This is a genomic window from Oceanobacillus halophilus, from assembly GCF_003628505.1.
Classification (GTDB): domain Bacteria; phylum Bacillota; class Bacilli; order Bacillales; family Amphibacillaceae; genus Oceanobacillus; species Oceanobacillus halophilus.
Window position 1 is genome coordinate 1 of sequence record NZ_RBZP01000013.1, and the last position, 13,545, is coordinate 13,545.

Here is a 13,545-nt window from a genome sequence, read left to right on the forward strand (position 1 = left end):
GAGTAAGATCCCTCAGAGACGATGAGGTTGATAGGTTCGAGGTGGAAGCGTGGTGACACGTGGAGCTGACGAATACTAATCGATCGAGGACTTAACTAACTTCTTCAAGATGTCTTAGATTTACTCTTATTTAGTTTTTAGGGTACAAACCTTTAAAACATTCAAGGAAGTTCGGTTAGAACTGTTCACGTCCTATGAACAATACTGAATGACCTACATCGTGAAGGCCTGGTAGCGATGGCGGAGAGGTCACACCTGTTCCCATGCCGAACACAGAAGTTAAGCTCTCCAGCGCCGATGGTAGTTGGGGGTTTCCCCTGCGAGAGTAGGACGCCGCCAGGCAAATTAAGGACAGGATATGAATTCTTCATATCCTGCTTTTTTAATGGACTTAAAAAATCTATACTTAAATGTAGATAAAAATTTAATGCCTTTTACATGAATGTACATTAAATTATGTTAACTTATATTAGGCAATAGAAATTATACATAGATTTTTAAAGTGTGTATTCAGGGATTATAATTATACCAAATGAATGATTTTAGAAGTTTGTTACTAAAATAAGAAGAGCCTTAAAAAGGAGGACAAAATACCATGGCAGCAGAAGAAAAAACAGAAACCAAAGATATTAAAAAGGCAAATACGGGTGATAAGATTAAAGTAGTAAAAGGTGAACAAAAAGGAAAGAAAGGAAAAGTTCTAGTAGTTAGAGAAAACTCTGTTATTATAGAGGTTGGCAAGCATCCAGAAACTGGTGAACCAATTAAGACAGTGGTTAATCACAAAAATTATAAAAGCGACAAATAAATCACATTTATTATCTAATCCTTAGAAATTAATGGATAGATATTGATTCCCAAAAAACATAGTCACATTGAAAAGAGCAACATGCACTTCAAATTTGTAGTGCATGTTTGTAACTAAAATAGTGTTTGTATTGATAAACCCATAAAACAAGACTGTCGCATTTACGACAGTCTTGTTTTATGACCTTTAATACGTTATCCCCAAATTTTCACATAATTTTTTCCAGGTTGAAGATTGGAGATTGGTCCCAATTTACTTTTCTTTTCCTTTTGTATTCCTAATAGATCTGTATCCACCGTAACTTCGCTTCCATCCGGATTTACAAAGTCTGCATCAACAATGCGTACTCTGTTTAATGTCTTTGTAGAATGGATATCCCCCAATACATTCTCAAAATTATTTGGTAGCTCAACGGAAAGATACACTTCATTACCATCTTCTATAATTTTTACTTCCGGGTTAAAATTAGCTGCAACTAATTTTTCATCCTCTCTTTCAAATGCCTCAGCCCCATTAAAATAAGCATTATGGTTAATATAGACAGGCTGTTCTACATTATTGAATCTTTCATGATCTCCAGGTTCCTGATGGACGGTTTCAATGTATTCATCTAATGAGGTTGTATATCCATTATAATGAGTTGTTCCAACCTTTTCTAAGTCAGTATCACCAACAAAGATATTATTATAAAAGCGATCGTCCCCACTATACCCTGCGGCAAAGCCTGCTATCTCTGTGCTATGGGGTATATGATATGGTGTTGCACGATCAAGCATTTTCAGGTGAACCATTTTTCCACGAATTAAATTATTAATATATGCTCCACCTTGAGCGTGGTTATCTAAAGCATAATCAGCCGTTAAAATATTATGATCGACGATATACGGACCATGACTAACTTCTACAAATAAATCGCGATTATTACGGTAAAACACATTTTTACTAACTCTCGTTCCTTGGGTTTGCCAGTCCAGCCATGTTCCTAATGAACAATCATGGATTCGGTTGTTGTGTATTTGCACATCGATGGCTGCATGGAGCTTTATACCTGCAATCTCATGACCGTAAAATTCACGTTTCATTGCTATGTTATAAATATGATTATTATAAATTTCACTAAATACACAGCCTAGATGACCTACAATGCCATTTTGACCACAATCATAAATGGTATTATTTCGTATAATATGAGAACCAATATTTTCTTTCGTCCACCCTATCTGACGAGCAGAAAAGACAGATTCTAATTGGTATTGATAGCCTGGCTTATCTTTCCGAATCGAACGATAATTGTGACCTGTTGATGCTTCTTTTCCAATACTAATAGCACTACATTTGGAATCATGAATGGTATTATCTTCAATTATCCATCCTTTACTCCAATGAGGTCCAATTAAACCTGGTTGATCAGCTGTAGGAGGTGTCCATGGAGTCGCAGCTTGGGACATTTCAAATCCTCTTACAGTTATATAATTAATTCCAGTTTCTTCTGGATAGAAACAGGCTTTTCTTACATTGATTTCTACTAATTCTTCATTAGGATTGAACTTGTGAAAATTACCATAGATGGTTGTATTTTGTTGGTCTACTTCCGCAAACCAAACATATTGTGTTTGTTCTGGATTATGAGCAGGGACTGTCTTTTTTGTCCAATTATCAAATACTTCGGTTTGGATGCTTGGTGATTTTAGTTGTTCCAAATTACCTGCTTCATAAAAAGACTTGCCATTTAAATAAACATCCCCAAGATGCCTTTTTTCTTCTAGTGGTTCGACAAGCCAATCCCCGAAAATTTCTTCTTTATACGGATTAAACTCGCCGAAAAATTCATTAGGTATTACTTTTTTCCATACTGTACCTTCCACCTGTTCCCAATCTTGAACTTGTTCAGAACCTTTAATGACTACTTTTTCCCCTTTAGCAGCTTGGTATGTAATTCTTCTCGTATTGCTTAATCCTGTATTTTTCGGTTTCACCCATTCTCGATATTCTCCTTCATGGACAATAATCGTATCACCCGCAACAGCAAGTGATGCTGCTTTATTTATTGTTAAGAAAGGATCTTGTTTTGTACCTGTTCCATAATCAGAACCATTTTTTGCTACATGATATTCAAAAGCCATTTTTTTCTTTCCTCCTTCAAACCTTACTAATTCAATTATAGATATTTAGTTTGTATGTTTGTACACATATTGTAGTATAATTTAAGACAATATTAGTGATTTATCTAGGAGGAGAAAACGTGGCTTTTTTTGAACATCATGGAGTAGAAGAAAAAGAATCCTTTCAATATTTAACTTTAGTTAATCGAAGTTTTCCACTCCATTTTCATCGGGCATATGAACTTATTATAGTTAATGAAGGGGAGTTACTGGTTACCATTGATCAAAAGGAGTATGTACTGCATAAGAATGATCTGGCATTTGTCTTTACCAATCAAATGCATGAATTTAAAACCATAAATCACTCCAATATTACAGTCATTATTTTCTCTCCCGAATTAATTGGTCACTTTTTTATGAATTATAAGGGAGTTATTCCAAAAGATAATGTTTTGCATCTTAGTCAGGCACCTAACTTAGAAAAATTAAATTCTATTTATATGCAGAAAGGATTTTTATACTCAATTTGTGGTGTGTTGCAAGATCATACGTCGTTTATCCCTGTTAAACATTCAACAAAAACGAAAGTATTGCATCAAATTTTACTTTTTGTGGATAATCATTACACTAGTGACTGCACATTAAAGTTGGTTGCTAAACATCTGCAATACGACTATGCTTATTTATCGAAGCTTTTTGTTCAAATGACGAACATGACTTTCACGGAGTATCTTAATCACTATCGCATATCTCAGGCATGTTATCTGCTTAAAAATAGTCAGCAATCCATTTATGAAATAGCCATGAACTGTGGTTATAATAATTTGCGGTCGTTTAATCGTAATTTTAAGAGAATGATTAATTATTCACCGAAACAGTATAGGGAATTATAAGTTGCGGTGAATCATACATGGATGGATACTAATAATTAGTTAAAAATAACGAACAAGTGACAGATGAGGATGTATCGACTACAATATATAAATATACATATTAGAAGAGTTGGTTTGGAAGCTCGATCTTTTCGTTTCATTCTTCGTCCACATTCTGTTTTTTTCATCGGATGTTTATTTTGTTTCAATGAAAACTACATCAATATCGCAAGCCACATCAATAAATTTCTACGTGAAAGAGCAGCATACTCAATTTGGGCATGCTGCTCTCTTTCATTAATAAATACTCGCTGCTTTTTGATTTTTCACCATGTGAACAAATAGTTCCAGAAAACGGTTATCTTCAGTTAATTCTGGGTGAAAGGCAGAAACTAAGAGATGATTTTGTCTAGCCGCAACAATATGATCATCAAAAGTAGCTAAGATTTCGACGTTCTTATTTGCAGAATCAATGTAAGGTGCACGGATAAACACTGCATGAAATGGATCTTTAAGTCCTTTAATATCGAGATATGCTTCAAAACTATCACGTTGACGACCAAATGCATTACGTTTAACTCGTACATCCATTAAATGAAGGTGACTTTCTGTTGAATCAGTTATTTCTTTTGCAACTAAGACCATCCCTGCACAAGTACCGAATATAGGTTTTCCCAATTTAGAAAAATTTTTTAGTGGCTCCAGAAAACCATATCGGTCAATGAGTTTTCTCATTGTAGTACTTTCACCACCAGGTAAAATTAAACCATCAATGTCTTCCAGTTGTACTGGTTTTTTAATAATAACACCTTTTGCTCCAAGACTTTTTATGTGATTTAGATGTTCTGAAATCGCACCTTGCAGACCGAGAATCCCTATCGTTAATTCATCATTCCTCATACAATAAAATCCTTTCATTCGACAAAATCCGGGGAGTGCCAGGCACCTCCCGGTTAAGTGCTTATCCCAAAACTAGGATGCCTGCTGAGTAAAAGCATTCGACAAATTTCGGGGAGTACCAGGCACCTTCCGGTTAAGTGCTTCCCCCAAAACGAAGATGCCTGTTGAGTTAAAGTGTTCGACAAATTTCGGGAAGTACCAGGCACTTTCTAGGCACCCCTCGCACCAGGCACTTTACCAGCCGCGATCTTGCATTCGGTCATCTGCTGTTAGTTTGGAGATTTCGATTCCTTTCATTGCGGTTCCCAGTTCTTTGGAAAGTTTGCCGATTAGTTCATAGTCATTATGGTAGGTGGTTGCTTGAACAATGGCGTTTGCAAATTTTTCTGGGTTGTCGGATTTGAAGATACCTGATCCAACAAAGACGCCGTCTGCTCCTAGTTCCATCATTAGTGCTGCATCAGCTGGGGTTGCTACACCACCTGCTGCAAAGTTTACAACTGGAAGTTTTCCTTCCTCTTTAATTTGTTTTAATACTTCATATGGTGCACCAAGATTTTTTGCTTCAGTCATTAGTTCGTCATCATTCATTCGTATAACTTTACGGACTTGTGCATTAACTTTACGGATGTGGCGAACAGCTTCTACGATGTTACCAGTGCCAGGTTCTCCCTTGGTACGCAGCATAGAAGCGCCTTCCCCGATACGACGAGCAGCTTCACCTAAATCACGGCATCCACAAACAAATGGTACGGTGTAATCACTTTTTAGCAAATGAAATTCTTCATCAGCAGGTGTTAGTACTTCGCTTTCATCGATATAATCTACTCCCATTGCTTCTAGCACTCTCGCTTCAACAATATGTCCAATTCGTGCTTTAGCCATCACAGGAATGGATACAGCATTCATCACTTCGTCTACGATACGAGGATCAGCCATTCTTGCTACTCCACCAGCTGCACGAATATCAGATGGTACTCGCTCCAAAGCCATTACCGCTACTGCTCCGGATGCTTCTGCAATTTTAGCTTGTTCAGCATTGATAACGTCCATGATGACGCCACCTTTTTGCATTTGTGCCATTCCTCTTTTGACTGCTTCACTTCCTAATACTTTTTCCAATATGTCCACTCCATTCTTTAGGTTAGCACAGTGCAGAACGTAAAATTCTGACTACACTTTCATCTTGAATTTTTTGAAATTTACTTTATTATAAAAAGAGTGTGGTACTATTAAAAGAGTCAGTTTTTAATAAATGTATGGGGTCAGATGGTTAGGAACGGAAAGGAGGCTATCTAATGGAGATGTTATTATGTAATTTAGATCGTGCCAGTGAGGTTCCCTTATATGAACAGCTCTATAATTTTATAAAGAAAGAAATTATAGAAGGACGAATAGAGCACGGTGAAAAATTGCCTTCTAAACGAAAACTATCGGATTTTCTAAAGATTAGCCAAAATACAGTGGAAACGGCATATGATCAGCTGCTTGCAGAAGGGTATATTGAAGGAGTAGCACGAAAAGGTTACTATGTTTTAGCGTATGAAGATTTAGAATATGTGCCAACGGAGCAAATGAGCAATCTAATAAAAGAGGAATACGAAGAAAAGGTAGCGTATCATTTTCATCCGAGCTGGATTGATACAAAGAATTTTCCTTTTACAAAATGGAGAAAATATGCGAAGAACATGATAGATAAAGAGCATCATTCCCTGCTTTTGCTAGGAGATAAACAAGGTGAAATGGAATTGCGCCAAGAGATAGCCCACTATTTGTATCATGCAAGAGGGGTGCAATGCTCACCAGATGAGATTATTATAGGTGCAGGAAGTGAAATTTTACTACAGCAGTTCATCCTTTTATTGAAGAAAGATATGGTGTATGGAGTAGAAGATCCAGGATACCACATGATCTCGAGGATTCTGAAAAATTACGCGAATAATGTTTATCCTATTGGTGTAGATGAAGAGGGGTTACAAGTGAAGCAGATAGAAGGGGAGGATATTAACGTTGTTTACGTTACTCCATCGCATCATTTTCCATACGGATCGGTATTATCAGTTAATCGTCGCATTCAACTGTTAAAATGGGCAAGAGACGCAGAGAATCGCTATATTATTGAAGATGATTATGACAGTGAATTTCGTTACAGTGGTAAAACCATTCCTTCTTTACAAAGTATGGATCAATCAGGTAAAGTCATCTATTTGGGATCCTTTTCAAAATCATTAATTCCATCCCTAAGAATCAGTTATATGGTGCTGCCAAAAGGTTTGCTTCGACGCTACAAACAGGAACTATCCTTTTATCAATGTACCGTATCACGCCTTGATCAGCATATCCTCACAGAATTTATGCGGCAAGGGGATTTTGAAAAACACTTAAATCGGATGCGAAAAATTTACCGGCGCAAGTTAGATAAGATCCTGGAGATAATGAAAGCCCATCAAAGGAAAGTTGAGATTATTGGAGAACATTCAGGTCTTCATATTGTCTTAGTCGTAAAAAATGGAATGACTGAAGAGGAATTGGTAGAGAAAGCAAAACAAAAAAATATACAAATCTATCCACTATCCTTCTACTCACTAGAGAAACGTGTGATAAATCCGCCGATGATTATTCTAGGGTTTGCAGGCATTCCTGAGGAGAATTTAGAAGAAGCAATAAAGATTTTGTTAAAGAGTTGGAAAATATCTTAAAAGATTCTGCCTAGTAGGGTGAGGAGGAGTACTATTGACTAAAACAATAAAATCAATAGTTGCAGTAACTCTAATTATATTATCGGGTTATAGTTTATGGACTAAAAACAATGATTTATCTCCATATATTGTTTTATTATTAGGTATACTCATGACAATATTAGGAGTCGATGAATTTCAAAAAGGAAGAAAAATAGCCAGTTATATCACGTTTGCGGTTGCGTTATTTGCATTTATTGTATTTGTACAAGGTCTATTCTTTATATAATAAAGTAATATGGAAGCTCTCTTTGAGTATTAATTCTTGAGGAGTGCTTTTTGTGTACAAACTTTTAAATAAAACCACCCTATACTGATTAACAGACCCATAAAAACTTTAAAAGAATCTTTCGACAAGATATGTTGCACTATTTAGCCATATATAGCCCCTAAAAACTACGCAGTAAACAGATTTGTTGACGATGAATAATCTAGTAACCCCTCTAAAATAAAACCCTTTCGACAAATTCCGGGAAGTGACAGGCACCATAGGATGTTTAGGCGTTTTTTTTTCTGGGTATGATGAAGTATTGAATGTATTAATTTATTTATTATATGTAATAAGGGGGAGGACCATGGAGAGACAACAGTTATATGCACAAATTCCAAATGAATTACTGGGCGCCTTCTATAATTATATAAAGAAAAATATGGATAAAGGCATACATATAGAATTAATGGAAAAAGAAATAGAGTTTATTAAGTTGGAAGCAGAAAATCGTGGGATACCTCTCATGCAGTTAAAGAAACTAGGGGCAGGATTTGTAGATAAGGAGTTAGATTTAATGAATAAAAGTATGTAATAAGATCTGGGAGACTAGAGCTTTTTATAAATATATAGGTTTGTATTATCGATGAATTCTAGTTTATGATTATTGAAGAAGGCGTTAAACCAGTATCAAATTCTGATGTGGCTTTTGAGAAAATATGCTGATATAAATACTTCTTTGGTATCTATACTGGATTGTCCAGAGTATATAATAGAATAATTAATAGTTTGATAAGAAAGGTATTCTAGTAATCTAGGATATCTTTTGTTTTTATTTTCTTTACATTTTAACCATAAAAGTTTACAATATAGTCAAATAATGTTAATAAATTAGACAAACTTTCGTCAAATATTTGTAACAGATAATCGTTTCATAAAACATAAAGGGGGATTTGGAATGAATGTGTTAACATTAACTTCATTATTTTTCATGTTCTTGTTTTATGTCGTCAGCTTAAATAACTTGTATGGGGCAGCGTTTATACTCTTTGGATTAACACTTGTATTTATGGGGATGGCTATCTACATGGAAGCCAAAAAAGTACACGTTGATGAGGACAAACACGTTCCTTATTTACGCCTAGTAAAGTAAAGAAAATCCTAGATAAAAAGTTCTTACCTTAATTAAGAGGTAAGGGCTTTTTTGTTATTTAATGGACCTTTTTTAATAGATTAGGCCTGTTATAGACTGTGGATTACTTTAAGTCGGTATTGTGCGATACACGTCATTCCGGAAGGAGGGTGAGACCGTGCTCGAAAGCGATGTGTATTTCCGAAGCGGATGTAAAGCACCATTATTAATTAAATAAATCAGGAATAATTCGTAATAAATTGAAACTTTTCTCTCATGTATCCGTACTACAATTATCAACGAAAAAACAGGAGGATTTATTTATGAAGAAATGGTTAGTAACTCTCGCTTTATTGCTTACAACAATGGTTCTTGCAGCCTGTGGAGAGAGTGACGGAACGGCAGAAGAAGTATATACTAAAGCGTTAGAAGCATCGGAAGAAATGGAAAGTGCTGAAGTAGATATGGAAATGACTCAAGAAATGATGATTCCAGGGGAAACTGAGTCTATGACTATGGAAAGCGAAATGGCTGGATCTATGGTAATGGAACCTTTAGCGATGCATCAAAAAGGTGTGATATCAATTGATATGGGAGAAATGTCTGATGTTCCAATGGAAATGGAACAAGAAATTTATTTAGTAGATAATGAAATGTATATGTTTGATTCAATGAGTAACCAGTGGATGAAAATGGATGACTCCATGATTCCAATGGAAGCTCTGAATAGTCAACAAATGGATGCATCCGAACAACTTTCTATGCTGGAAGAATACATGAAAGAGTTAAATTTTGAAGAAGCAGAAGATGAATATGTTTTGAATTTATCCGCAGATGGTGAAGGTATCAAGGAAATGTCTAAGGAATTAATCAATGATGTTATTCCAGAAGATATTACAGCGCAATTGGGTGAAGATGTATCGAAAGTATTAGAAAACATGGAAATCACAACGTTGACGTTTGATATCTCAATTGATAAAGATACGTACCAAATGACGAATTATAATATGAATATGGATATGACTATTGCTCAGGACGGAGAAGAAATGAATATAAAGCAGGAAGTAAAAACAACCTATAAAAATATTAATACAATAGATCATATTGAAGTTCCACAAGAAGTAAAAGATTCCGCAGTAGATGGGTTAGGTTTAGAATAAATATTCAGAGGGGCATCACCGGTAGGGAGTGCTCCTTACTTACTGTGGTAGTTGTTAAGCTTGCCACTATAAGAATAGTAGTATAATATAGTTTATTGACTAAATAATTATAAAGTAGATGGCAGAGGAGTAGGACTTAGAATTTATGATAGAAAAAACATTTAAAGTAACGGTAGAGACTGGACTACATGCACGTCCAGCAACGATTTTAGTACAAGTAGCTAATCGGTTTGCATCTAATATTCAATTAACGTATAAGGAAAAAACAGCCGATTTAAAATCTATTATGGGTGTTATGTCCCTAGGAATTGAATATGGTGCTAATTTTACTATTAGTGTTCAAGGTACAACTGAGCAGGAAGCAATGGATAATATAGAAAAAAACATAATCGATGAGGGATTAGCGGAATTAGTTACCTCCTAACAAAGTCAACCAGGGTTAGCCTTGGTTGACTTTGTTTTTCTTTATATATACACTTTTACATCCCCATCTTCACTAATTTCTACTGTAGAATAGCTTTCGAAGGTTTCCATGTTTGTGATTTCATGTTTGACTGGCTTGGCAAAGCTCTCCATATATTGCTGGTATAATTCTGGATTTTTAATGATGTGATAAAAATAAATCTTCTCTCCATTGACCACATCACTGCTCCTTATTAAAAAATCATCATGAAATTGTTCTTTAAACCATTGTCTTGCATCTTCATGATTCTTGAAATCGGGCATTTTATCGGAAATAGATTTCAAATCAATGTTCATGCTAATCTAACTCCTTATTTTGTCAATTCATGGTGTATGAAGGTCGTATCCCTTTAATATACGATGCAGACGAAAGAGCATTAAGCTTTTCTCATCCTTAGTATGTTCTTACATTTGGTTAGAATTCATCTCCAAATAAAAAAAAGAACGTACATTTCAAGTTATTGGACCAGTAACAAAAACTTCTCAAGCATCTGGTTTTACTTTTTCACAGGATAGGCTTCTGCCTAATAAGATATAAAAAGTACATCAATTTTTCCTAAAATCTAATACTAATTTTGAGATAACTAATAAGAGGTGGGAAAATGGAAAGAAGAGTTTCGACTTGCACGCTTAACATAGATGATGTAAAAGTTTACTGTGAATATATTTTAAATGGGAAGCCACCCATTGTGCTGATTCACGGTTTCGTGTCCTCCACTTATACATTTAATCGGATTATTCCTCTCCTGGAGAATCATTTCTCCATTATTGCTCTGGATTTACCAGGTTTTGGAAGAAGTGAAAAATCAACAAAGTTTGTTTACTCCTATGAGAATTACGCAAAACTAGTGGCAAAATGTATGAATTACTTTCAGCTGGACGACGCGTCTATCATTGGTCATTCGATGGGAGGTCAAATTGCATTATATACAGCGAGGCTAGTTCCAGACAAGATAAAAAAATTAGTCTTACTTGGATGTTCAGGATATTTGAAAAGCGCAAATCGATTATTGATTTATACTTCATACTTGCCGCTATTTAATACGTTTGTTAAACGTAGTGTGAACAATAAAAGTGTGAAGGATAGTTTGCGTAATGTATTTTACAACCACTCCTATATTACGGACGATCATGTGAAAGAATTTGAAAGACCATTGAAAGACAAAAACTTTCCTAAGTCACTTATCCGGTTGCTGAGGCATCGAGAAGGAGACTTGCCGACGGAAGAGTTGAGAAAAATTCATACACCTACTTTATTAATTTGGGGGGAAGATGATACAGTTGTTCCATTAGAGGTCGGTCAACGACTTTCAGAGGATTTGCCAAACGCTGAATTAATTACGTACAAAGAAACGGGGCATTTAGTATCAGAAGAAAGACCAAATGAAATCTCTAATCATATTCTAAATTATCATTTTTCAGGGATTACTGCTGAGTGAGTAATCCCTCATTCTATCTATAGGATTTTATTTTAGCTGGAATTGTTTTGTTATCCTCGCCAGGGTTTTGGACAGATCCGTTAGTTTTAGTCCGATTTGATGCGTACGTTCGGTTTGCTGATGTTGATGTTCACTGCTTGCAAGCATTTCTTCCGTACTTGCCAACGTTTCTTGAGAAATAGAGGCCACTTCCTCGGATATTCTTTCAAAGTCTGGGAGTATTCCTTCCAAATAATGTAATTTCCCATGCATACCTTGCAGATTTGTATCTACTTTTGAGATGCCATCCATAAAATCATCCAATGTTTGCTTGGATTCGTTTGCCATCACCATATGGTTATGTGTTTTGTCCAGCATTTGCTTAAATTCCGTTGTGGCATTATGCGTGATTTTTTCCATATCCGTAATAGATTGTGTTACCTCATTCGCTGCATTGGTAGACTGTTCTGCTAATTTTCCGATTTCGTTTGCTACGACGGAAAATCCTCTTCCAGCATCTCCAGCTCTGGCGGCTTCTATCGATGCATTGAGTGCTAACAGTTTTGTTTGTTCGGCAATACCTTGGATAATGCCAATTAGTTTAGATATGGAAAAAGAATGCGTATTTATTTGATTAACGGTAGTAGTTAAATGTTCAAAATCCTGTTTGAAGGAACGAATCGTTTGGATGAGTTTACTGATATTTTCTTCTTCCAAAGTAGCAGAATTTCTCATTTTTTCAGCACTGTTAAAAACAACTTCCATGTTTTGAATCAAATCTTCCAGCTGGTTTTTCATTGTAAGTGAATTTGCTACACTGTTTTCGGAACTAGTTGCGGTTTGCTCAGCCCCCTGCTTAACGACTTGAATGGATTCCATTAAGTCTGAGCTGGATTGAATATTATCTTCAGATGAGAGCTTTAGGCTATCCCCCGTTTGTTCCAACTCCATGGTCGTATTTTTTAACTCATCGATCATTGTTTTCATATGATTCATCATCGCTTGATAGCTTTTATGTAGAGAAACAAATTCTGGGATGCTTGTCTTTAATTCTTCCGTATGTTTCAACTTTCCGTTGCGCACCTCACGCATCGTATTTCTAATAACGTTAAGTGGTTTAGTCAGAGTTCTTACAAACCAAATAATTAAAATAGACGAAACAATGATGCTAAGCAGAGTAAGGATGATAGAGAAGGTCCCCATATTATGTACTGGTCCCATAAACGAATTGGTAGGTACAATCAGTGCATAAGTACCACTGATTTCGTCCATTTGCTGGAAGGAAATCGTAAATTCTTCCCCATCCAGCTTTTCAACTATTTGTCCATTTTCTGAGGAAATTATTTTCTCAATTAGATTATCAGGAATTGCTGGTAGAGAGTCGTTACTAATTGGAAATGGGTTCAAACTATGATTCGTGATATAAAAAAATTCAGATTCTATTCCATCATTTGCTAACTGTTCTTGTTGATTCCTAATATTGGCATTCAATTGCTGCATGAAATACGCTTTATCACTTACATAGGTGAAATGCAGGTTTTCTGCAATGTACCCCATTAATTGCACTTCTCTTTGTAACCGATCTTTTATTGTATTCATGGTCATGTTTTTGGCTTGCAAATAAGAACTTATTCCCACTGCTAGAACGGAGACAATCATCAGTGTTAGAAATGGAACCAATAATCTTGTTTGCAGCGGTGTTTTAGACAGTAGTTTTTTAAATGAAAATTTCATATTTGTTCTCC

14 protein-coding genes and 2 rRNA genes are annotated in these 13,545 nt (G+C 35.6%); 11 read left to right on the plus strand and 5 right to left on the minus strand.

Annotated elements, in window-relative coordinates:
• The 3 genes from D8M06_RS13815 to D8M06_RS13825 form a co-directional block, all read left to right on the plus strand.
• Window positions 1-99, plus strand: a 23S ribosomal RNA gene (locus D8M06_RS13815); the annotation flags it as partial.
• A 128-nt stretch (window positions 100-227) separates the two neighbouring features.
• Window positions 228-342 (plus strand): 5S ribosomal RNA (gene rrf / locus D8M06_RS13820).
• A 253-nt stretch (window positions 343-595) separates the two neighbouring features.
• The gene (locus tag D8M06_RS13825) at window positions 596-808 is read left to right on the plus strand and encodes a DUF2187 family protein (RefSeq protein ID WP_121204997.1); all 213 of its coding nucleotides are present in this window, start codon (window positions 596-598) and stop codon (window positions 806-808) included.
• Between the two features lie 194 nt (window positions 809-1,002).
• Here the strand turns inward: D8M06_RS13825 and D8M06_RS13830 are convergent, their stop codons facing one another.
• Window positions 1,003-2,931 carry a right-handed parallel beta-helix repeat-containing protein gene (locus D8M06_RS13830; RefSeq protein WP_121204998.1) on the minus strand — a complete coding sequence of 643 codons (1,929 nt, stop codon included), beginning with the start codon at window positions 2,929-2,931 and terminating at the stop codon, window positions 1,003-1,005.
• 119 nt (window positions 2,932-3,050) lie between these two features.
• On the opposite strand from D8M06_RS13830, the gene D8M06_RS13835 reads away from it, so the two are divergent.
• Window positions 3,051-3,803 carry a helix-turn-helix transcriptional regulator gene (locus D8M06_RS13835; protein ID WP_121204999.1) on the plus strand — a complete coding sequence of 251 codons (753 nt, stop codon included), beginning with the start codon at window positions 3,051-3,053 and terminating at the stop codon, window positions 3,801-3,803.
• A gap of 276 nt (window positions 3,804-4,079) precedes the next feature.
• Here the strand turns inward: D8M06_RS13835 and pdxT are convergent, their stop codons facing one another.
• Together pdxT and pdxS are read right to left on the minus strand one after the other, a co-directional pair.
• The gene (gene pdxT, locus D8M06_RS13840) at window positions 4,080-4,682 is read right to left on the minus strand and encodes a pyridoxal 5'-phosphate synthase glutaminase subunit PdxT (protein WP_121205000.1); all 603 of its coding nucleotides are present in this window, start codon (window positions 4,680-4,682) and stop codon (window positions 4,080-4,082) included.
• A 234-nt stretch (window positions 4,683-4,916) separates the two neighbouring features.
• Window positions 4,917-5,804, minus strand: a complete 888-nt coding sequence (gene pdxS, locus D8M06_RS13845) for a pyridoxal 5'-phosphate synthase lyase subunit PdxS (RefSeq protein WP_121205001.1) — start codon at window positions 5,802-5,804, stop codon at window positions 4,917-4,919.
• Between the two features lie 176 nt (window positions 5,805-5,980).
• Between pdxS and pdxR the strand changes: the two genes are divergently transcribed.
• The 6 genes from pdxR (at window position 5,981) to D8M06_RS13875 (ending at window position 10,344) form a co-directional block, all read left to right on the plus strand.
• Window positions 5,981-7,381, plus strand: a complete 1,401-nt coding sequence (gene pdxR / locus D8M06_RS13850; RefSeq protein ID WP_121205002.1) for a MocR-like pyridoxine biosynthesis transcription factor PdxR — start codon at window positions 5,981-5,983, stop codon at window positions 7,379-7,381.
• 34 nt (window positions 7,382-7,415) lie between these two features.
• The gene (locus D8M06_RS13855) at window positions 7,416-7,649 is read left to right on the plus strand and encodes a DUF3953 domain-containing protein (protein ID WP_121205003.1); all 234 of its coding nucleotides are present in this window, start codon (window positions 7,416-7,418) and stop codon (window positions 7,647-7,649) included.
• Between the two features lie 346 nt (window positions 7,650-7,995).
• Window positions 7,996-8,223, plus strand: a complete 228-nt coding sequence (locus D8M06_RS13860) for a hypothetical protein (protein WP_121205004.1) — start codon at window positions 7,996-7,998, stop codon at window positions 8,221-8,223.
• Between the two features lie 363 nt (window positions 8,224-8,586).
• Window positions 8,587-8,781, plus strand: coding sequence for a hypothetical protein (locus tag D8M06_RS13865; RefSeq protein WP_121205005.1), 195 nt, complete (start codon window positions 8,587-8,589; stop codon window positions 8,779-8,781).
• A gap of 302 nt (window positions 8,782-9,083) precedes the next feature.
• A complete protein-coding gene (locus D8M06_RS13870; RefSeq protein WP_121205006.1) occupies window positions 9,084-9,920 on the plus strand; it encodes a DUF6612 family protein in 837 nt (278 codons plus the stop codon).
• A gap of 145 nt (window positions 9,921-10,065) precedes the next feature.
• Complete coding sequence (locus D8M06_RS13875; protein ID WP_121205007.1) at window positions 10,066-10,344, plus strand: phosphocarrier protein HPr; 279 nt, start codon at window positions 10,066-10,068, stop codon at window positions 10,342-10,344.
• A 41-nt stretch (window positions 10,345-10,385) separates the two neighbouring features.
• Here the strand turns inward: D8M06_RS13875 and D8M06_RS13880 are convergent, their stop codons facing one another.
• A complete protein-coding gene (locus tag D8M06_RS13880; RefSeq protein ID WP_121205008.1) occupies window positions 10,386-10,679 on the minus strand; it encodes a hypothetical protein in 294 nt (97 codons plus the stop codon).
• 305 nt (window positions 10,680-10,984) lie between these two features.
• Here D8M06_RS13880 and D8M06_RS13885 point away from each other — a divergent pair, with 305 nt between their 5' ends.
• A complete protein-coding gene (locus D8M06_RS13885; RefSeq protein ID WP_121205009.1) occupies window positions 10,985-11,821 on the plus strand; it encodes an alpha/beta fold hydrolase in 837 nt (278 codons plus the stop codon).
• A gap of 27 nt (window positions 11,822-11,848) precedes the next feature.
• Here the strand turns inward: D8M06_RS13885 and D8M06_RS13890 are convergent, their stop codons facing one another.
• A complete protein-coding gene (locus D8M06_RS13890) occupies window positions 11,849-13,534 on the minus strand; it encodes a methyl-accepting chemotaxis protein (protein WP_121205010.1) in 1,686 nt (561 codons plus the stop codon).
• Between the last annotated feature and the right edge of the window lie 11 nt (window positions 13,535-13,545).